Source organism: Pseudomonas sp. USTB-Z, assembly GCF_019691255.1.
Lineage (GTDB): Bacteria > Pseudomonadota > Gammaproteobacteria > Pseudomonadales > Pseudomonadaceae > Aquipseudomonas > Aquipseudomonas alloputida.
This window is the reverse complement of sequence record NZ_JAECZP010000005.1, coordinates 97573-117055: the sequence shown is the minus strand read 5'-3', so window position 1 is coordinate 117055 and position 19483 is coordinate 97573. Positions and strand designations below refer to the sequence as shown.

The 19483-nt window shown below is 64.1% G+C and carries 16 protein-coding genes; 6 read left to right on the top strand and 10 right to left on the bottom strand.

Going from position 1 to position 19483, the window contains the following annotated elements; translation table 11 throughout:
• Nucleotides 1-16 precede the first annotated feature (16 nt).
• Together I8746_RS07990 and I8746_RS07985 are read right to left on the bottom strand one after the other, a co-directional pair.
• Entirely contained in the window at nt 17-1216 is a 1200-nt protein-coding gene (locus I8746_RS07990) for an MFS transporter (protein ID WP_017148291.1), read from the bottom strand.
• A gap of 106 nt (nt 1217-1322) precedes the next feature.
• On the bottom strand, nt 1323-2228 hold the full coding sequence (locus tag I8746_RS07985) for a LysR family transcriptional regulator (RefSeq protein ID WP_221100432.1): 906 nt from the start codon (nt 2226-2228) through the stop codon (nt 1323-1325).
• Between the two features lie 117 nt (nt 2229-2345).
• On the opposite strand from I8746_RS07985, the gene I8746_RS07980 reads away from it, so the two are divergent.
• The 3 genes from I8746_RS07980 (at nt 2346) to I8746_RS07970 (ending at nt 6745) form a co-directional block, all read left to right on the top strand.
• Nucleotides 2346-2696, top strand: coding sequence for a cupin domain-containing protein (locus I8746_RS07980; RefSeq protein ID WP_003247774.1), 351 nt, complete (start codon nt 2346-2348; stop codon nt 2694-2696).
• Between the two features lie 262 nt (nt 2697-2958).
• Entirely contained in the window at nt 2959-5376 is a 2418-nt protein-coding gene (locus I8746_RS07975; protein ID WP_014753417.1) for a glucose/quinate/shikimate family membrane-bound PQQ-dependent dehydrogenase, read from the top strand.
• 100 nt (nt 5377-5476) lie between these two features.
• Nucleotides 5477-6745, top strand: a complete 1269-nt coding sequence (locus I8746_RS07970) for a carbohydrate porin (protein WP_012052094.1) — start codon at nt 5477-5479, stop codon at nt 6743-6745.
• A 41-nt stretch (nt 6746-6786) separates the two neighbouring features.
• Here I8746_RS07970 and argE read toward each other — a convergent pair whose 3' ends face one another.
• Complete coding sequence (gene argE / locus I8746_RS07965; RefSeq protein WP_192907390.1) at nt 6787-7947, bottom strand: acetylornithine deacetylase; 1161 nt, start codon at nt 7945-7947, stop codon at nt 6787-6789.
• Complete coding sequence (locus I8746_RS07960; protein WP_221100431.1) at nt 7940-8617, bottom strand: DUF1028 domain-containing protein; 678 nt, start codon at nt 8615-8617, stop codon at nt 7940-7942. The genes argE and I8746_RS07960 overlap by 8 nt, the downstream gene beginning before the upstream one ends.
• 317 nt (nt 8618-8934) lie before the next feature.
• On the opposite strand from I8746_RS07960, the gene I8746_RS07955 reads away from it, so the two are divergent.
• A complete protein-coding gene (locus I8746_RS07955) occupies nt 8935-10254 on the top strand; it encodes an NAD(P)/FAD-dependent oxidoreductase (protein ID WP_221100430.1) in 1320 nt (439 codons plus the stop codon).
• On the top strand, nt 10254-10670 hold the full coding sequence (locus I8746_RS07950) for a RidA family protein (RefSeq protein WP_192907387.1): 417 nt from the start codon (nt 10254-10256) through the stop codon (nt 10668-10670). Before I8746_RS07955 ends, I8746_RS07950 begins: the two co-directional genes overlap by 1 nt.
• Before the next feature lie 202 nt (nt 10671-10872).
• On the opposite strand, the gene I8746_RS07945 is transcribed toward I8746_RS07950, so the two are convergent.
• Nucleotides 10873-11613 carry an SDR family NAD(P)-dependent oxidoreductase gene (locus tag I8746_RS07945; RefSeq protein ID WP_192907386.1) on the bottom strand — a complete coding sequence of 247 codons (741 nt, stop codon included), beginning with the start codon at nt 11611-11613 and terminating at the stop codon, nt 10873-10875.
• Between the two features lie 177 nt (nt 11614-11790).
• Nucleotides 11791-12618, bottom strand: a complete 828-nt coding sequence (locus tag I8746_RS07940) for an amidohydrolase (RefSeq protein WP_014753423.1) — start codon at nt 12616-12618, stop codon at nt 11791-11793.
• A gap of 148 nt (nt 12619-12766) precedes the next feature.
• On the opposite strand from I8746_RS07940, the gene I8746_RS07935 reads away from it, so the two are divergent.
• On the top strand, nt 12767-13705 hold the full coding sequence (locus I8746_RS07935; protein ID WP_003247757.1) for a LysR family transcriptional regulator: 939 nt from the start codon (nt 12767-12769) through the stop codon (nt 13703-13705).
• A 125-nt stretch (nt 13706-13830) separates the two neighbouring features.
• Here I8746_RS07935 and I8746_RS07930 read toward each other — a convergent pair whose 3' ends face one another.
• The 4 genes from I8746_RS07930 to pgm all read right to left on the bottom strand — a co-directional run bounded on the left by I8746_RS07930 (nt 13831) and on the right by pgm (nt 19473).
• Nucleotides 13831-16236, bottom strand: a complete 2406-nt coding sequence (locus tag I8746_RS07930; protein WP_088512714.1) for a TonB-dependent receptor — start codon at nt 16234-16236, stop codon at nt 13831-13833.
• 67 nt (nt 16237-16303) lie between these two features.
• Nucleotides 16304-17248, bottom strand: a complete 945-nt coding sequence (locus I8746_RS07925) for a FecR domain-containing protein (protein ID WP_014753425.1) — start codon at nt 17246-17248, stop codon at nt 16304-16306.
• Complete coding sequence (locus I8746_RS07920; RefSeq protein ID WP_012052087.1) at nt 17245-17757, bottom strand: sigma-70 family RNA polymerase sigma factor; 513 nt, start codon at nt 17755-17757, stop codon at nt 17245-17247. Before I8746_RS07920 ends, I8746_RS07925 begins: the two co-directional genes overlap by 4 nt.
• A gap of 78 nt (nt 17758-17835) precedes the next feature.
• On the bottom strand, nt 17836-19473 hold the full coding sequence (gene pgm, locus I8746_RS07915; RefSeq protein WP_012052086.1) for a phosphoglucomutase (alpha-D-glucose-1,6-bisphosphate-dependent): 1638 nt from the start codon (nt 19471-19473) through the stop codon (nt 17836-17838).
• Between the last annotated feature and the right edge of the window lie 10 nt (nt 19474-19483).

Below are 19483 nucleotides of genomic sequence, written 5' to 3'. Positions count from 1 at the left end.
ACCACCGCGTAACGGTTCAACCCCGGCGTGCTTTGAGTAGAAACACAACCAGCGCCACACCCGGCAACCCCGCCCCCACCAGTGCCACGCCATGCCAGCCAAACTGGCTGAACAGCGCACTGGCCACCGCCGACCCCAGCGCCCCGCCGAGGAAGATGCTGGTCATGTACACCGCATTCAGCCGCCCGCGGCTGGCAGGGTCCAGTGCGTACACTTCACGCTGGCCGATGACCATGTTCATCTGCACCGCAAAGTCCAGCAACACGCCGGTAAGGCCCAGGCCAATCACGCTGTAACCCGGCACTGTCAGCCCCAGCAACAAGGCCGCCGGCGCCAGCAACAGCGCCAGCAGCGAGCCGGCCCGGGCATGCCCGGCATCGGCCAGGCGGCCGGCCATGGGCGCAGCAACGGCACCCACCGCGCCGACAAGGGCGAACACAGCGATCTGGCTTTGTGACAGGCCATGCTCACCGGCAAGCGCCATCGGCACTGCCGTCCAGTAAAGGCTGAACGCTGCAAACATCAATGCCTGGTACAACGAACGCTGGCGCAACAGCGGATAACGACGCAGCAGTGTGAGCAGCGACAGCATCAGCCCGGCATAGCTGGCTTTGTGCTCGGGCCGCCGCTGCGGCAAGGTCAATGACAGCAGCAGGATGATCGCCAGCATTACCCCGGCGGCGCCAATGAACACCGCACGCCAGCCGAAGTGGTCGGCCACCACGCTCGACAGCGGTCGCGCCAGCAGGATGCCCAGCAGCAAGCCGCCCATGATGTTACCGACCACACGTCCACGCTGCTGCTCCGGCGCCAGATGCGCCGCCAGCGGAATGAGCATCTGCACCGACACCGAACTGAAGCCGATCAGCAATGCGTAACCCAGGAACAGTTCCCCCTGGCCACTGCTGCTGGTGCCCGCCAGCAGCAGGCTGACGCACGCCAGGACCGCGGTGGCCACCATCAGGCGGCGGTTTTCCAGCAGGTCGGCCAGCGGCACCAGCAATAACAGGCCCAGGGCATAGCCCAACTGCGTGAGCGAAACGATGAGGCTGGCATGCTCGGTGGACAGCCCCAGGTCGGGGGCGATCAGCCCGACGATGGGCTGGGCGTAGTAGATGTTGGCGACGATCGCGCCGCAGCAGAACGCCAGCAGCACTACCAGAGCCCGGCTCAGGCTGGCGGCTGCCGGTTGCGCTGTCGCAAGGGAGGGGTTCATGCGAAGTTCCTCGACAAGGGGTGGGTATATGCCGGCCACCTTACCCATGGACGTCAGCGCCGAGAATCCGGCGGTGGCGCAATGCGGCTTTGCGCGCTGCGCAACACTAGTTGCCGTGTATGAGCAGATTTTCGCAAAAGTCGATGAATGCGTTTACCCGCCGTGAGCCCCGGTGGTTGGGCATATACAGGGCATTGATGCTGTTATTGGCCATGCCAGGACTGGCCTGCCAGTCGGGGAAGACCCGCTGCAGGCGCCCTGCCAACACATCCTCGCGTACCAGCCAATCGGCCAGCAGTGCGATACCACTGCCTGCCAGTGCCGTTTCACGCAACATGTCGGCATTGGCGCTGCGCAGTGGCCCACTTACGTCCAGTTCCAGGCTGTCCTGGCCACAGGTCAGGCGCCAGGGGCGCGCTTTCTGCCCATAGCGAAAGCGCAGGCAGGCATGGTCAAGCAACTGCCGGGGATGCTGCAGTGGCTCACGCCCTGCCAGGTAAGCCGGGCTGGCCACCAGCCAACGCTGAAAACGGCCGAGCCGGCGGCACACCAACTCGTCATTGGGCGAGGGGTCGCCCAGGCGAATCGACAGGTCATAGCGCCCGTCAAGCAAATCGTCCAGCCGGTCACTGAGGTCGATGTCCAGTTCCAGCGCCGGGTGCTGCGCCAGGAATGGCCCCAGGTGCGGGGCAATGACCCGCCTGCCGAACTCCACTGGCAGGCACAGGCGCAGCACACCGACAGGCTCCTCGCCGCGATCGGCGATGCTGGCATCAGCCTCGTCCAGTGCTTCAAAAATGCCCCGTGCGCGCTGGTAGTAACGGGCGCCAGCCTCGGTCAGGCTGACCTGCCGTGTCGAGCGGTTGAGCAAGGTGGCACCCAGCGACGCTTCCAGGGCATCGACCAGACGTGTCACCGACGATGTCGCCAGCCCTAGCCTGCGCGCAGCAGCAGAAAAGCCTTGGGCATCGACAGTGGCCACGAACATTTTCATCGCCAGCAGCTTGTCCATGTTCAGCCCGTCTTCCAAAACTCGGAAAGTTCTTACAAACAGCCGGGCGGGTCAAGCCGCGCACGTCAAGGCGATTGCGTCCATAGTGGAATCACCCCATTTCCAAGGAGGCTTACCATGACCCTGAACAACCTGCTGACCGCCCTGCCGCCCTGCGATCCCGCCAGCGCCGAACGTGTCGACGAATTGCTCAGCCGCCCGGGCATCCGCGTCGAGCGTATCGTCTCCAGCGGGCAGGCCAGCCCGCCCGGCTTCTGGTACGACCAGGCCGAAGGCGAGTGGATCATGTTGCTCAGTGGTGCTGCCGCCCTGCGTTTCGAGCACGAGCACCACACCCGCCTGCTGGCGCCGGGCGATTGTCTGGACATCCCCCCGCACGACCGCCACCGCGTGGAATGGACCGCGCCCGGCACGGCCACCATCTGGCTCGCGGTGTTCTATAGCAGCAGCACCCCATGGCCTGCCTGAAGGGGCCATGCCTGCCCGTGCACAAGGCGCAGTTGTCCCGTCGCCGTGCAAGGTTGGGCTTACGACCAAAGCATGAATACAAATCGAAGAGGCGTCATAAACGCCCCGTTGAATGCGTTTTTCAGCACCTTATCTATACTTTTAGCCACATCTTCGTAAGTTCAGCCCTGCGACAATCAGCCTCGCTCAATTATGTACCAACTTGTTAATTAGCAAGCTAAGGGCTTAAACTGCGCGCATTCCACCTGCTGAGATCCCTGGCATGAAAGAAACACCGCGCGCCTCTGGCGCCACACACTTCATCCTGGTCGGCCTGGGCGTGATCATCGCCCTGCTCGGCCTCCTCCTCGCTGCTGGCGGCGTCAAGCTCGCCGGTCTGGGCGGTTCCTGGTACTTCCTGATCGGCGGCTTGGCCATGGCCATCGCCGGTGTCCTCATTGCTCGCCGCAAGAAGGCGGGCGCCTGGCTGTATGCCGTATTCCTGGTCGGTACTGCCATCTGGGCACTGATCGATGCGGGCCTGGTGTTCTGGCCGCTGTTCTCGCGCCTGTTCATGTTCGGTGCAATCGGCATGGTCGTGGCGCTGGTCTACCCGCTGCTGGCGCGTGCCAACGGCGCCAGCGCCGGGCGCGGTGCGTACGGCGTCGCCGGGGTAATGGCCGTGGTACTGGTGATCGCGGTCGGCAACATGTTCGTTGCCCACCCAAGCGTCGCCCCCACCGGCAAGGGCCCGGGCATGACCCCGGTCGAAGCCGGCAAGGAACAGAAAGACTGGGCCCACTACGGCAACACCGAAGGTGGCAGCCGCTTCGCCGCGCTGGACCAGATCAACCGTGACAACGTCAACAAGCTGAAAGTGGCCTGGACCTACCACACCGGCGACGTCGCGAACAGTGACGGCAACGGTGCCGAAGACCAACTCACCCCGCTGCAGATTGGCAGCAAGGTGTTCATCTGCACCCCGCACAACAACCTGATCGCACTCGATGCCGACACCGGCAAAGAACTGTGGAAGAACGAAATCAACGCCCAGTCCAAGGTCTGGCAGCGTTGCCGTGGCATGGCCTACTTCGACGCCACTGCCGCCATCGCCCAGCCAACCCAGCCGAACAGCTCGCCGATCACCGGCGTTAGCGTAGCGGCCGGTGCCAACTGCCAGCGTCGCCTGCTGACCAACACCATCGATGGCCGCCTGATTGCCGTCGACGCTGACAACGGCGAGTTCTGCCAGGGCTTCGGCAACAATGGCCAGGTCGACCTCAAGGCCGGCCTGGGTGATGTACCGGACTCTTACTACCAGCTGTCCTCGGCACCGCTGATGGCCGGCACTACCGTAGTGGTCGGCGGCCGTGTTGCCGACAACGTCCAGACTGACATGCCTGGCGGCGTGATCCGTGGTTTTGACGTGATCACCGGTGAAATGCGCTGGGCCTTCGACCCGGGCAACCCGGAAGATCGCCAGGCACCACAGGCCGACAGCACCTACGTGCGCAGCACCCCGAACAGCTGGGCGCCGATGTCCTACGACCCGGCGATGAACACCGTGTTCCTGCCCATGGGTTCGTCGTCCACCGACATCTACGGCGTAGAGCGCAGCAAACTGGACCACACTTACGGCGCTTCGGTGCTGGCTCTGGACGCCACCACCGGCAACCAGAAATGGGTGTTCCAGACCGTGCACAATGACCTCTGGGACTTCGACCTGCCCATGCAGCCAAGCCTGATCGACTTCACCAAGGACGACGGCCAGTCGGTACCTGCGGTGGTGATCGGCACCAAGGCTGGGCAGATCTACGTGCTCGACCGCGCCACCGGCAAGCCGCTGACCCAGGTCGACGAAGTACCGGTCAAGCCAAGCAACATCCCGAACGAGCCGTACGCCTCTACCCAGCCCAAGTCGGTGGGCATGCCGCAGATCGGCGCGCAGACCCTGACCGAATCGGACATGTGGGGTGCCACCCCGTATGACCAGCTGCTGTGCCGCATCGACTTCAAGAAGATGCGCTACGACGGCCTGTACACCGCGCCGGGTACCGACCTGTCGCTGAGCTTCCCGGGTTCGCTGGGTGGCATGAACTGGGGCAGCATTTCTACCGATCCGGTGCATGGCTTCATCTTCGTCAACGACATGCGTCTGGGCCTGTGGATCCAGATGATCCCGTCGCAGAACAAAGGTGGCGCGGCTTCCGGTGGCGAAGCACTGAACACTGGCATGGGCGCGGTACCGCTCAAGGGCACCCCGTATGCCGTGAACAAGAACCGCTTCCTGTCGGTCGCCGGCATTCCATGCCAGGCACCGCCGTTCGGCACCTTGACCGCCATCGACATGAAAACCCGCCAGGTGGCCTGGCAGGTCCCGGTGGGTACCGTTGAAGACACCGGCCCGCTCGGCATCCGCATGCACCTGCCGATCAAGATCGGCCTGCCAACGCTGGGCGGCACCTTGTCTACCCAGGGCGGCCTGGTGTTCATCGCCGGCACCCAGGACTTCTACCTGCGTGCCTACGACAGCAGCAACGGTAACGAAATCTGGAAGGCTCGCCTGCCAGTAGGCAGCCAGGGCGGCCCGATGACCTACGTCTCGCCGAAGACCGGCAAGCAGTACGTGGTGATCACCGCTGGCGGCGCCCGCCAGTCGACTGACCGCGGCGACTATGTGATTTCTTACGCTCTGCCGTAAGACCGCGTCGCCTGCTTCGCGGGCAAGCCCGCTCCTACAAGGCCCCTGTAGGAGCGGGCTTGCCCGCGAATGCCCCTCAAAGACAACCCGAGATTCTGTAATGCCATCCGCAACTCGCATCACCCCCACCCTGCTGCTGGCCTTGGCCAGCACCACTGCCCTTGCCAGCGACGACCTCATGACCCGCAGCACCCTGACCGGTGACTGGGGCGGCCTGCGCCATCAACTCGAAGAAGACGGCGTCAAGATCACCGGCGACTACAGCGGTGAAACCGCCTACAACGCCCACGGTGGCCTGCACCGTTCGGCGCGCTATTCGCAGAACGTCAAGCTGGGTGTGCAGTTCGACCTGTCGAAACTGTACGGTCTGGACAACGGCGGCAAGGTCCAGCTGACCATCAACGACCGTCGCGGTAACAGCGCCTCGGAAGACCTGGTAGGCAACCGCCTGCCAATCCAGGAAAACTTCGGCGGCCTGTACACCCGCCTGACCGAGCTGAGCTACGAGCGCACGCTGTTCACCCCGGCGCTCAACGTCAAGCTCGGCTACATGGCCATGGGCAACGACCTCGGCGGCCTGGACAGCGGCATCCTGTGCAACTTCATGAACGCCGGCTTCTGCGGCCACCCGCTGAACATGTCCGGCGGCAGTGGCTGGACCAACTACCCCAACGCCCACCTCGGCGTGCGGGTGAAGTACGACCTGTCACCTGCCTGGCAACTGCGCGTGGCGGCGTTCAACGTCGACCCCGAGAGCAACGGCAACTCCAGCCGCGCCTGGCACCTGGGGCCCAAGCACACCACCGGTACCGTTGTACCCGTGGAACTGGTGTACAAGCTGCAAGGTGAGCTGCCGGGCGAGTACAAGCTGGGCTACTACTACGACAGCTCCGACGTGAAACGCATCGGCAGCGACGACGAAGTGTCTGGCCGCGGTGGCCACTACCTGCTGGTCGACCAGGCGGTGTGGAACGATCAAGCCTCGCCTGGCCGTAGCCTGCACGCGTTCGGCCAGTACTCGGCGTCGAGCAAGGCCGCTTCGCCGTTCACCAAGTGGTATGGCGCCGGCGTGGTGTTGTACAAGCCATTCGAAGGCCGCCCGAAGGATACCGTGGCACTGGGTTACGGCCGGGCCGTGCCCAACCCGCGTAGCCGCGATGTGCTGGAGGATGCCGCGTTCAACGCGGGCCAGCAGTTCCCGGATATCGACAGCGCCGAGCAGTTGATCGAACTGAGTTACGGCTACCAGGCCACGCCATGGCTGAACCTGCGCCCGGATGTGCAATACATCATCGAGCCAGGTGCGTTTTCGGGCAAAGACATCGACAATGCACTGGTGGTTGGCCTGCAGGTCAAGGCGACCTTCTGAGTCATCGGGGCCGCACTGCGGCCCATCCACCGTCGCAACCCTCAAGCCTGCTTGAGGTAGTCCACCAGCCTCAGCAGCATGGCATCACAGCCGCGCAACTGCTCGACACTGACAAACTCATCCGGCTTGTGGCCCTGGTCCATGCTGCCAGGCCCGCACACCACGGTGGGGATGCCCGCCTGGTCGAACAAGCCACCTTCGGTACCAAACGCTACCGTGCCGAACGTATCCGAGCCGCTGAGTAGCGCCACCAACCGCGCAGCCTCGCTGTCTTCCGGTGTCGCCAGCCCCGGATAGGCACTCAGCGGCGCCAGGCGAATGGCGCTGGCGGTATTGACCTTGCGCATACGCGGCAGCAACTCGGCTTCAGCATAGGTTTGTAACTGGTCGGCCACCGCCTGCGCCTCGAACCCTGGGAGCGCGCGCACTTCGAAATCGAACTCGCACTCGTCCGGCACGATGTTCAGCGCCCTGCCCCCTTTGATCACCCCGGCCTGCACCGTGGAGAACGGCGGATCGAAGCGCTCGTCGTGATGGGCCGGCTGTGCCAGGGCCTCGCCGATGTCACCCAACTTGCCAATCAGTTTCGCCGCATACTCGATGGCGTTCACCCCATACGGCGCGTACGCCGAATGGCACGCTGCGCCCTGTACCTGGCAACGCATTGCCAGCTTGCCCTTGTGCCCCAGCACCGGTTTGAGTTCGGTGGGTTCACCGATCAGACACAGCCGTGGTTTACACGGGCGCTGTTCGAGGGCAGCCAGCATCGAGCGCACGCCCAGGCAACCGACTTCTTCGTCATAGGAAAATGCCAGGTGTACCGGCATGCGCAGCGGCTGCGCGAGAAACGCGGGCACAGCAGCCAGCACCGAGGCGATAAAGCCTTTCATGTCGGCCGTGCCGCGGCCATACAGACGGCCGTCACGCTCACTCAGGGCAAACGGCTCGACCGTCCAGGCCTGGCCATCCACCGGCACCACATCGGTATGCCCGGACAGCACCACACCACCCACATCCCTGGGGCCAATAGTGGCGAACAGGTTGGCCTTGGTGCCCTCCGGGTTATGGAACAGCTCGCACGCCACCCCCAGCTCGGCCAGGTAATCACGGATAAAACCGATCAGCGCCAGGTTGGAGTCGCGGCTCACCGTGGCAAAGCCGATCAGCCGGGCCAGCAGTGCGCGACTGGCAAATTCACTCATCGCCCGGCACCCCATAACTTGGCGCGGCGGTCGGGTTGAGGGCGCGGGTGACGTAATCCTGCATCTGCGGGCGATAGGCTTGCCACAGGCCATCGAGCACGCCGATCGGGTCGCTATCGGCCCAGTCGACGCGCAGGTCCACCAGCGGCCAGGTCAGCTCGCCAGCAATCTTCAGCGCCGCCGAGTGCACGGGCCCGGCTTCGCCACCCGCTGCCATCGCCGCGTGCATGGCTGCCAGCAGGCGGTCGGCCAAATGGCCGCCGGCCTGCTCGAAGGCCAGCACCATGGCTTCGATCACCTGGATCGAGGACAGCAGGTTGCCGGCCGCCGCGCATTGTTCGCCGGCCATTGCATGGTGTGTGCCCAAGGCTTCCCGCCCGGTGAACAGGGCCACCTGGCCGTGGCTGTCGATCACCGTGACCTGGCGGTACTCACTCCAGCCATTGGCACTGAGCACCCTGTCCAGCGCAGCGGCGGGCGGCAACTGGCCATGCTCCAGGGCATCGAGAATCTGCGGGCCCAGCGCCGGCAGGGTGATGTTCTGGGTCGAGACCGCGCCCACACCGGCACGCACCCAGGGGCAACGAGCCCCCACGGCGATGCTCGACGAGCTGATGGCGATACCGACCTGGCCGGTTTCCTGGCAACGACCGATGATGGAGAACGTCATGTCATGGTTCCTGTTGTGCTGTGCGATACACGGCATTCTGAGTGGAACCTTCGGGCGGGCGAAACGACCTTTTTCCGAGGGGGTAGGCAGGAAAAAACTAGGCTCACGGGCCCGCTCTCTGCACCCGCTCGAAAAACCACGCCACCCACCCGGCCAACCTGCCCCACAGACCAGAGAAATCAAGGCCTTCGCCGTTTTATCGGCAAGCACCAGCTAAATACTATTTTCGCCATTTCCACGGCATCCCTAGTCTGGCTCCAGGTAACGGCGGTCCTCCAAACCGACCTGACAAAAACCGCCTGAACAAGGGCTCGGACATGACACTGAACAACCTCGAAATCGACACCCTCGTCGTCGGCGCCGGCCAGGCCGGCGTGGCCATGAGCGAACACCTGAGCAAGCTTGGCGTGCCGCACCTGGTACTGGAGCGCAACCGCATCGCGCAGGCCTGGCGTACCGGCCGCTGGGACTCGCTGGTCGCCAACGGCCCGGCCTGGCACGACCGCTTCCCGGGGCTGGAATTCAACCTCGACGCTGATGCATTCGCCGGCAAGGACCAGGTGGCCGACTACTTCGAGCAGTACGTACGCAAGTACAACCTGCCCGTGCGCACCGGCATTGAAGTCAAGCGCGTGGTGCGTAACAGCGACCGTCCTGGCTTCACCATCGACACCAGTGAAGGCGTGATTCGCGCCAATCGCGTCGTGGCTGCCACCGGCCCGTTCCAGAAACCGGTGATCCCGGCCATCGCGCCGAAAGACAGCAACCTGCACCAGATTCATTCCGCCGCTTATTTCAACCCAGAGCAGTTGCCTGAAGGCGCGGTGCTGGTGGTCGGTGCCGGTTCTTCCGGTGTGCAGATTGCCGAGGAATTGATGCGCGCCGGGCGCCAGGTGTACCTGTCGGTCGGCGCCCACGACCGCCCGCCGCGTGCCTACCGCAACCGCGATTTCTGCTGGTGGCTGGGCGTGCTGGGCGAGTGGGACGCGGAAATTGCCAAGCCCGGTCGCGAGCATGTGACCATCGCAGTCAGCGGCGCCCGTGGTGGCCACACCGTGGACTTCCGCGCCCTCGCCCACCAGGGCATGACCCTGGTCGGCCTGACCCAGTCGTTCGAAAACGGCGTCGCGCGCTTCCAGGACAACCTGGTCGAGAACATCAACCGCGGCGACGACAACTACCTGGCCCTGCTGGATGCGGCCGATGCCTACATCGAACGCAACGGCCTGGACCTGCCGGAAGAGCACGAAGCCCGCCAGCGCCTGGCCGACCCGGAGTGCATGCGCAACCCGCTGCAGCAGCTGGACCTGGCCAAGGCCGGCGTCAGCAGCATCATCTGGGCCACCGGTTACGGCGTGGACTTCAGCTGGCTGCAGGTAGACACCTTCGATGCCAACGGCAAGCCCCAGCACCAGCGTGGTGTGGCCCGTGAACCGGGCGTGTACTTCCTCGGCCTGCCGTGGTTGTCGCGCCGTGGTTCATCGTTCATCTGGGGGGTGTGGCACGACGCCAAGCACGTCGCCGGCCACATCGCCACGCAACGTACCTACACCGCCTACCGCGACCGCGAGCAACGCGCAGCGGATGAGCAGCAAACCGCCAAGATCAGCAATGTCAGCACCCTCGGAGCCCACTGATGCCTACCCATACTCGCATCCGCATGTTCAACACCAAGGAAACCTACCCCAACCAGACCCTGGACAACGACTTGTGCCAGGCCGTGCGGGCGGGCAATACCATCTACGTGCGTGGCCAGGTCGGTACCGACTTCGAAGGCAAGCTGGTAGGCCTGGGTGACCCGCGCGCACAAACCGAACAGGCGATGAAGAACGTCAAGCAACTGCTTGAAGAAGCCGGCTCGGAGCTGTCGCACATCGTCAAGACCACCACCTACATCACCGACCCGCGCTTCCGCGAGCCGGTGTACAAAGAGGTGGGCAAGTGGCTCAAGGGCGTGTTCCCGATTTCCACCGGGTTGGTGGTGGCCGGGTTGGCCCAGGCCGAGTGGCTGATGGAGATCGACGTGATCGCCGTGGTACCCGATCAGCAATGACCACAGGCCTGAATGACGGCGGGTGACTGCCACCTGCCCGTCCAGCCACGCCTGTGTTGCCCGTGCCGTAGCTTGCCAGCGCTGAGGTGCGGGCACGCCAACGGACGACGGCACTTGCACACTGAAACGTCGCCCGCAGGTCGCGCGTGGCTGGCTACCCGGCGCAGCTCCAACGCCATCGGGCGTACCACACCCAGTCCATTCAGTAGGTCGCCCTCCCGCCGCTGAGGTCAAACACAAAGCCAGTGGTAAAGCTGCACTCAGGCCCGGCGATCCAGCTGACCATGTTGGCAATCTCCTCGGCCTTGAGGAAGCGCCCCATGGGGATCTTGGCCTTGCTCGCGGCAATATGCTCGGCCGTCATCTCGGCCATCAGCGGCGTCTCGACCATCGCCGGTGCCACGCAGTTGAGCATCACGCCATCCTGCGCCAGCTCCTTGGCTGCCGCCTTGGTGAAGGCGATGACCCCGGCCTTGGCTGCCGAATAGCCCGAGATGTACTGCACACCCTCCTTGCCAGCCATGGAGGCGATATTGACGATGCGCCCGTAGCCGCGCTCACGCATGTGCGCGATGGCGGTGCGGCAGCAATAGAACACACCGTTCAGGTCGATGGCGATGACCTTGTCCCAGGCGTCTGGCGGGTACTCCCAAGACGCCACCACCGGGCCGTTGATGCCGGCATTGTTGACCAAGATCTGCACCTGCCCCAAACGCGCCAGCGTCTGGGCAAAAGCCGCCTCCACAGAGGCCAGCGACGACACATCCACTGCCTGGCGCAGCACCGGCTCGAAGCCGTTTTCCGTACTGTTCCAGCCATCGACGGCAAGGTCCCAGATCACCACCTGGGCGCCGGCGACATGCAAGCGGCGGGCAATCGCCAGGCCGATGCCACGCATGCCACCGGTGACGATAGCGGTTTGGCCTTGCAGGTACTGGCTCATTGTTCAGCTCCATTTTCGACAGAAGGAATATCCGGCAAGCAACGCAGGTCACATGCCCTTTGGGGCGCTAGCCGAGACGATCCTCCAGGCCATGGAGGATGCCGCCCGGGACGGGTGTTCTGTTCAGTGTTCATCACGATTGCGCGCTTGTTGTTGGAAGGGCAAACAACGGAGGGGCTAGGCGAACCCGAACAATCGCCGAGGGGTGTCCCACATCACTGTGCGGCGCAGCCGGGCATCCGGCATCAGGCGCTCGGCCAGCTTCAGTAGCGGGCCGTAGTCCACCCGCGCGGGTTGGCGAATGAACGGCCAGTCCGACCCCCACACACAGGCTTGGGCGCCAAAGGCTTCGAGCAGGGCCTGCACGTATGCACTGCTCTGTTCGAACAAGGCATCCGCTGCGGCAAACTTCTGCATGCCTGACAGCTTCACGCAGGCGCGGCCGCTGTCGGCCAGCCGCAGCAACGCCTGGAAGCCGGCTTGCTGCACACCGGCAGCGACATCCGGGCGGCCGCAATGGTCAATCAACAGACGAGCCTGCGAGCCTTGCAGCAGGCTGTGCAGGTCCAGCAACTGGTCGTCACACACCTGCAGCTGGGCGAACATGCCAAGCTCGGCGAGCTTGCCGAACAGCCCGTCAACGCCCTTGAGGCTGGCTACCCCGTACAGCGCGGGGTTAAAGGCGATACCCACCACGCCTTGCGCCTGTAACGCCGCCAGCGCGTCGAGGTTGATGTCCGCCTTGACCACCGCCACCCCCTTGAACCGCCCCTGCCCGCTGGCCAAGGCATGCAGCAGGCAGCGGTTGTCGGTGTGGTAGCCGCTGTTGGGGCCCACCAGCAAGGCATGTTGCACGCCGTAAGCCTCCATCACCCGGGTGAACTGCGCCTGGGTGGCGACCTCCTGGCCGGAGGGCGCGTAGGGTGCATCGGGGTGATAGGGGAAACGGGCGGGGTCAAACAGATGGTTATGGCAATCGATCTTCGCTTCGTCAAATATGTTCACGCAGCACTCCCGTCAAGCGCCACTGCGCTTGTCTGCAGATCTTGTTATTGTGCGCCGCAAGGGCAGTTAGGCTGGGATTAACGATACTGTGTGGCCGGCTTTGACGCTCATACCCAGATGGCGAAAACCATAACCGAAGGTAATACACATGCTGCTTGGCAACGAAGGCGCAGACGCAAGCCCCATGGTGTTCAAGCTGCGGCACATGGAAGTGTTCAGGGCGGTGATGCTGACGGGCTCGATCAGTGCGGCGGCCAAATTGCTGTATGTGTCGCAGCCGGCGGTGAGCAAGCTGATTCAGTACATCGAAGCGCGCCTGGCCTACCCGCTGTTCGAGCGCGTCAACAACCGCCTGGTGCCGACGGCCGAAGCGCAGGTGCTGTTTCGCGAGGTCGAGCGGGTGTACCAGGCAGCGTTGCAGGTCAACGAATGTGCCCTGGCGCTGGGCGCTGGCGGCCAGCGCAAGTTGCGTATCTCGTGCAGTGCATCGTTGTCCACGGTGGTGATCCCGATGGCCCTGGCCCAGCTCAAGCGTGAATCACCGTCACTGAATATCGAGTGGCAAACCTCGTTGATGGGCGAAATGCCCAACCAGATCTTGTCGAAGAAGGTCGACCTGTCGATCGCCGCCCTGCCGGTGGTGCACGACCACCTGCATTCGCAAGCGTTCATGCGTGGACGCATGGTAGTGGTGATGCCGCCGGGTCACCCTTTGGCCGGTCAGCCCGCGCTGACCCTGCAGCAGCTGGAGGGCCATGCGTTGCTGCTGTTCCGGCCCGACATGCCGTTTGGCAAGCTGTTGGCCGAACACATCGGGCGCCGCGGGCTACAGCTGAAATCACTGTTGTCGTTCACCAATGCCAACGAGGCTGTGGCGTTGGTCAAGCAAGGCATGGGCATCAGCGTGATCGACGAGTTCGTTGCACAGGACAGCGGGCTGGCGGTGGTGCCGTTGGCCGATGAGATTCACTTCGATATCAGCTTCGTCTATTCGCGCTTCGAGCCGCCCTCGCATGCAGCGCTGCAGTTGATGCGGGTGTTGCAGGGGCAGGCGCAGAAGCTGGGGCGGGCGCTTGCGCCGGGCTGATCATCTACGCAACTGCTCCCCTGTGGGAAAGGCTTCAGCCGCGAACACTGCCGAAGCCGGTGCCATGCACCGAGTCGCCAGATTCGCGGGCACGTCCGCTCCCGCTGGGTATACAAGGGTACGGTTTAAAAGCCGACCGTGGCCGAGAGCAGATAGGTCCGCGGGGTGGACAGGGTCAACCCCGGCTCACTGTCATCCGACGCCCCTGCCGAGCTCCAGTAGCGATCATCGAGCACATTCTCGACACTGGCCCGTAAGGTAACCTCGGTGGCGTTTACCTTGAAGGCGTAACGTGCGCCCAGGTCATAACGCTCCCAGCCGTCGATGCGTTTGCTGTTGTTCTGGTCCAGGTACTGCGAGCTGGAGTGAATGCCGCGCGCTGTGAAGGTCAGCCCGCTCACCCCTGGCACGTCCCATTCAGCCCCCAGATTGACGTTGTATTCGGGCGTGGCCGGCGCACGGTTGCCATCGTAGGCACCGCCGACGGTGTCGGTCAGCTCGCTGTCGATATACATCACCCCACCCAACACTCGCACGCCCTGCACCGGCTCACCGAACACACTCAGCTCGATGCCGCGGTTGTCACGCTTGCCATTGGGGCCGAACACCCGCGAGGCGGGGTTGGTCTCGTAGGCCGGCTGGCGAATGCGGAAGGCGCTGGCAGTAAAGGCCACCTGGCCGAGGTCGTACTTGGCACCCACCTCGATCTGGCGGCTGGTGAACGGCGGGAAGATCTGGTCTTCGTTGATCGAGGTCGAGGGGGCGATCTTGCCTTGGCTCAGGCCCTCCATGTAGTTGGCATACAACGAGAGCTGGTCGGTGACCTTGAGCAATACGCCCCCAGAAGGCGAGACTTTTTCTTCGTCATAGCCCGTATCGCCTTTGACGCCGTCGCTCCAGTCATCCACCTGCACCCGTTGCCAGCGCGCACCCAGGGTCAACAGCAGGCGGTCGTCAAAAAAGCCAAGGGTATCGGCCAGGGCCACGCCGGAGAAGCGGTTTTCCGTGTAGACCTCGGGGTCGAGGCGGGTTGGCGTACCGGGTGTCGGTGCGGCCACCGGGTTGTAGAGGTTGCTCGGCGCCGAGGCATAGCGCGCCCCGCCGTTGGTGAAGTCCATGTAGTAATAGGTGGCGGCCAGGTTCAGCTCGTGGCTCACCGGCCCGGTATGGAGCCAGTGACGTAAACCGGCCATGGCGGTGCGCACCGACTCGTCCCGGGTAAAGTCACGCGGCTGCACGGTGAAGTCGCCGGCATCGTTGGTGATCGACACGTTATGGCGCAGGAAGTCGTGGTTGCTCTTGCGCGCACCGACCGCACCATAGGCCAGCAGCGATTCGCTGATATCGTACTCGGCGTTCAGCGCACCGAAGGTGTCGTTGGTACGCGCCTTGCTCCAGGCCTGGGCGTAGTTGTGGCGTACGTCATTGGCATTGGGCACCTTGGCATTGGCACCAACCAGCACACGCTCCTGCGGGGCGTCGGTATCGCGCTCGGTGTGGCCAAGGTCTGCCGAGAGACGCAGGCGCTCGCCTCGAAAATCCAGGCCCAGCACCGCCATTTCGCGGTCGACGCGCTGGTGGTCCCATTCGGTATCACCGGCCTGCTTCACGCCATTGAAGCGCACGCCGAACTGCTGGCCTTCACCAAAGCGACGGCCGATGTCCACTGCGCCGCCAGCCTGGCCGGCCGAGGCGTAGCTGCCGGTGAATTCGGTGATCGGCTTGTCAGCGGCTCGCTTGGGCTGCACGTTGATACCGCCGCCCACGCTGCCACGCGGCGAAATGCCGTTGATCAACTGGCTGGGGCCTTTGATGATGTCGACCCGGTCGGCCATTTCCATGTCGATCGAATAGGTCGGCAAGATGCCATAGAGACCGTTGTAGGCCACATCACTGTTGAACAGGCTGAAGCCGCGAATGGTGAACTGCTCGAAACGCCCGCCCGCCGGGTTGGTAGCACGCACTGAAGGGTCACTGGCAATCAGCTCGCCCAAGGTGCGCGCCTGTTGGTTCTTGACCAGGTCGCTGGTGTAGCTGGTGATGCTGAACGGGGTTTCCATGAAGTCGCGCGAACCGAGCAAGCCTTGTGCCCCTTGGCGTGCCACTTGGCCACCGGCATACGGCTGCGCTTCGTTGCCTGCGGCCAGGCCGCCGACGATGCGGGTGGGGGCGATTTCCAGCGCGCCACTGGCCTGGGGGGCTGGCATCAGGGTGAAGGCCCCCTCACCCACTGGTAGCGCCTGCAGGCCGCTACTGCGCAGCAACTGGTTGAAGCCTTCATCGACACTGTAACGACCGGACAAGCCGTTACTTTGCCGGCCCTCTACCAATGCCGGGTCCAGCGAAAGGCTGACACCGGCCTGGTCGGCGAAATGGGTCAAAGCGGCACCCAGGCTGGCTGGCGCCACCTGGAACGTACGCCGGGCCGGCTCATCGGCCCAGGCGGGTGCACACAACAGCAGGCTTATCGCGAACAATGGATGTGCTGCGCGCGCCAGTGGGCGCAGGCGGCAAGATTTTACTGCAGGCATTGAACAAGGCTCCCCTTTTATTTTCTCCTACCGGTAATGACCGGCGAGTGAAAAAAAGGGGACAGCCTCATGCTCGATTTTCTCGTGCGGCCAGGCTCACCCAATAACGCGTGCGGGTCTGCACCTGCAACGGCAGGCTGGCGGCGAGCAGGGCCAATACCCGGTCGGTGTCGTCAAGGCGGAACGTGCCGGTAACACGCAAGCGCTCCAGTTCTGGTGCCCAGCGCAGTACGCCGGGGCGATACCTGCGCAGTTCGTGCAGCAACTCGCCCAGCGGGCGGTCGTCCAGCCGTAGCGCACCTTCGCGCCAGCCCAGTTGCCATGCGTCGAACGCTTTGACAGGGCCAACGCCGACCGCCTGCAAACTGGCCTGTTGGCCGGCCTGTAGCATCACGGCTGGACCCCGCAACGGCTGCAGGCTGACTGAACCCTCGATCGCCGACACCCGGCAAGCCTCATCAAGCAGGCGCAGGCACGCCTCGCCCTCACTGAGCACCACCCGGCCATAAGGCACCTGCAAGGTGAGGCTCAGGTTAGCGGGCACGCTGACGGCCACTTCACCGCGCAGCAGTGCCACGCGGCCTGCACCCAGCTCGATATCGACCGCACTGTCGGTGTTCAACTGCAACAAGGTGCCGTCGCTCAGCAGTGCCTGCCTGCGCTCTCCTACCGCGGTGCGCATGTCGGCGGTCCAGGCATCCAGCGGCAGCTCACGGCTCACCAGCCAGGCCATCGGCAACAACACCGACACACCCAGGGCTTGTTTGAGCAGTACCCGACGACCGGCATCCGGGCGATCCAGAGCGGCCATCGCCAATGCGCCGGGCAACCCGGCAAACCGCGCTCGCAGCAGCGATGCCTTTTGCCAGGCGTCTTCGTGCAGGTGACTGCTGGCGCGCCATTGCGCCAGACGCTGCAGGTCAGATTCGCTTGCGTCGCCAGAATCCAGTAATGCCAGCCAACGGGCTGCAGCACGCAGCGCCTCGCGGGTTTCTGGGGGGTGGGGGCTCATTGCAACTCGGCCAACAGGCAATGTTCGTAAGCCTGCGCCATGTAGCGTTTCACCGAGCGCTGGCAGACGCCCAGGCGCTGGCCAATCTCGGCGTAGCCCAAGCCTTCCAGCTGGCTCCAGAGAAAGGCCTTGCGTATCGGCGGCTTGAGGCCGTCGAGCAATTCATCCAGTGCTTGCAGGGTTTCGAGCAGTACCCAGCGCTGTTCTGGCGACGGCACGTGTTGCTCGGGCAACTGCGCCAAGGCATCAAGGTAGGCCTGCTCCAGGCTACGTCGCTGGTGGAAATTGCTGAGCAAACGCTTGCCCACGGTCAGCAAGTAGGCACGCGGTTCGCGTATGTCTGCCAGCGGCTGGGCGCTGGCCAGGATGCGCAGAAAAGTATCCTGACTGAGGTCGGCGGCATCCCAGGCATTGCCCATACGCCGGCGCAGCCAGGTTTCAAGCCAGCCGCGATGCTCCCGGTACAGGGCAGGCAGGCCAGGCTCCGGTGGCGGCGCGGCGTCGATCATGAGGAGGGTCCTGCGGCGGAGTAAATAAGATTAATTCTAATTTACATCACACCACAGAACCAAGCGGTTTGTTACCGGTCAGGCAATGGCTTCATCGACCAGCACTTGTGCTTCCTGCACCAGACGCTGCAAATGCGCCTCGTCGATGAAGCTTTCGGCGTAGATCTTGTAGATGTCTTCAGTACCCGACGGGCGCGCGGCGAACCAGCCATTGGCCGTCATCACCTTAAGCCCGCCAATCGCCTGGCCATTGCCTGGGGCGTGGCTGAGGATCTGCACGATCGGCTCACCGGCCAGTTCGGTCGACTTCACCTGCTCCGGCGCCAGCTTGCTCAGCAACGCCTTCTGCCGCGCATCGGCCTTGGCCTCGACACGGGTGGCGAACGGCTTGCCCAGTGCCTCGGTCAGGTCGGCATAAGCCTGGCTCGGGTTACGCCCGGTACGGGCGGTCATTTCGGCGGCCAGCAAGGCCGGGATTAACCCGTCCTTGTCGGTGGCCCACACCGAGCCATCGCGGCGCAGGAACGAAGCCCCTGCACTTTCTTCGCCACCAAAACCGAGCGAACCGTCGAACAGGCCCTGGGCGAAGAACTTGAAGCCCACCGGCACCTCATACAGATCGCGGCCCAGGCGTTGGGTAACGCGGTCGATCAGGCCGCTGGAGACCACGGTCTTGCCCACGGCGGCGTCGGTGCGCCACTGCGGACGGTGGCGGAACAGGTAGTCGATGGCCACGGCGAGGTAGTTGTTGGGTTGCAGCAGGCCGTCAGGGGTGACGATGCCGTGGCGGTCGTGGTCCGGGTCGCAGGCGAAGGCCACGTCAAAGCGCTCGCGCAGGCCTATCAGGCCCTGCATGGCATACGGCGAGGAAGGGTCCATGCGGATCTGGCCGTCCCAGTCGACGGTCATGAAGCGGAAGGTCGGGTCGACCTCGGTGTTCACCACTTCCAGGTCCAGCTGGTAGTGCTTGGCAATGGCCGACCAGTAGCGTACCCCTGCCCCGCCCAGCGGGTCGACGCCCAGGCGCAACCCGGCGCCACGGATGACATCGAAATCGATGACGTTTTCCAGGTCGGCCACATAGTTGCTGACGTAATCGTGGCGGTGGGTGGTCGGCGCCTGCAGCGCCTGGGCATGGTCCATGCGCTTGACGCCCGCCAGGTTAGCCGCCAGCAGCTCGTTGGCCTTGCCCTCGATCCACTTGGTCACGTCGCTGTCGGCCGGGCCACCGTTGGGCGGGTTGTACTTGAAGCCACCGCTTTGCGGCGGGTTGTGCGACGGGGTGATGACAATACCGTCAGCCAGGCCCTGCGTGCGGCCACGGTTGTGGCAGAGGATGGCGTGGGAAACCGCCGGCGTCGGCGTGTATTCGTCATCCTTGGACAGCATCACCTGCACGCCGTTGGCGGCCAGCACTTCCAGGGCGCTGGCGGTCGCCGGCGCTGACAGGGCGTGGGTATCGGCGCCGATGAACAGCGGGCCATCGATGCCTTTTTCCTGGCGGTACAGGCAAATCGCCTGGCTAATGGCCAGGACGTGATACTCGTTGAAACTCAATTCAAGCGAACTGCCCCGGTGCCCCGAGGTGCCGAAGGCCACGCGCTGGGCCGCCACGGCAGCGTCTGGGCGGCCCGTGTAATAGGCGGTAAGCAGCCGGGGAATATCGACCAGCACGCTGGCTGGAGCCGGCTTGCCTGCCAAAGGACTGAGCGTCATGCAAAAACCT

Coding starts and splice junctions, on each gene's coding strand:
- I8746_RS07925 (WP_014753425.1), bottom strand. CDS start 17,248: ATGAGCCCCCACCCCCCAGAAACCCGCGAGGCGCTGCGTGCTGCAGCC.
- I8746_RS07960 (WP_221100431.1), bottom strand. CDS start 8,617: ATGACGTTCTCCATCATCGGTCGTTGCCAGGAAACCGGCCAGGTCGGT.
- I8746_RS07985 (WP_221100432.1), bottom strand. CDS start 2,228: ATGGACAAGCTGCTGGCGATGAAAATGTTCGTGGCCACTGTCGATGCC.
- I8746_RS07975 (WP_014753417.1), top strand. CDS start 2,959: ATGAAAGAAACACCGCGCGCCTCTGGCGCCACACACTTCATCCTGGTC.
- I8746_RS07990 (WP_017148291.1), bottom strand. CDS start 1,216: ATGAACCCCTCCCTTGCGACAGCGCAACCGGCAGCCGCCAGCCTGAGC.
- I8746_RS07935 (WP_003247757.1), top strand. CDS start 12,767: ATGCTGCTTGGCAACGAAGGCGCAGACGCAAGCCCCATGGTGTTCAAG.
- I8746_RS07950 (WP_192907387.1), top strand. CDS start 10,254: ATGCCTACCCATACTCGCATCCGCATGTTCAACACCAAGGAAACCTAC.
- I8746_RS07980 (WP_003247774.1), top strand. CDS start 2,346: ATGACCCTGAACAACCTGCTGACCGCCCTGCCGCCCTGCGATCCCGCC.
- I8746_RS07920 (WP_012052087.1), bottom strand. CDS start 17,757: ATGATCGACGCCGCGCCGCCACCGGAGCCTGGCCTGCCTGCCCTGTAC.
- I8746_RS07945 (WP_192907386.1), bottom strand. CDS start 11,613: ATGAGCCAGTACCTGCAAGGCCAAACCGCTATCGTCACCGGTGGCATG.
- I8746_RS07970 (WP_012052094.1), top strand. CDS start 5,477: ATGCCATCCGCAACTCGCATCACCCCCACCCTGCTGCTGGCCTTGGCC.
- I8746_RS07955 (WP_221100430.1), top strand. CDS start 8,935: ATGACACTGAACAACCTCGAAATCGACACCCTCGTCGTCGGCGCCGGC.
- pgm (WP_012052086.1), bottom strand. CDS start 19,473: ATGACGCTCAGTCCTTTGGCAGGCAAGCCGGCTCCAGCCAGCGTGCTG.
- I8746_RS07930 (WP_088512714.1), bottom strand. CDS start 16,236: ATGCCTGCAGTAAAATCTTGCCGCCTGCGCCCACTGGCGCGCGCAGCA.
- argE (WP_192907390.1), bottom strand. CDS start 7,947: ATGAGTGAATTTGCCAGTCGCGCACTGCTGGCCCGGCTGATCGGCTTT.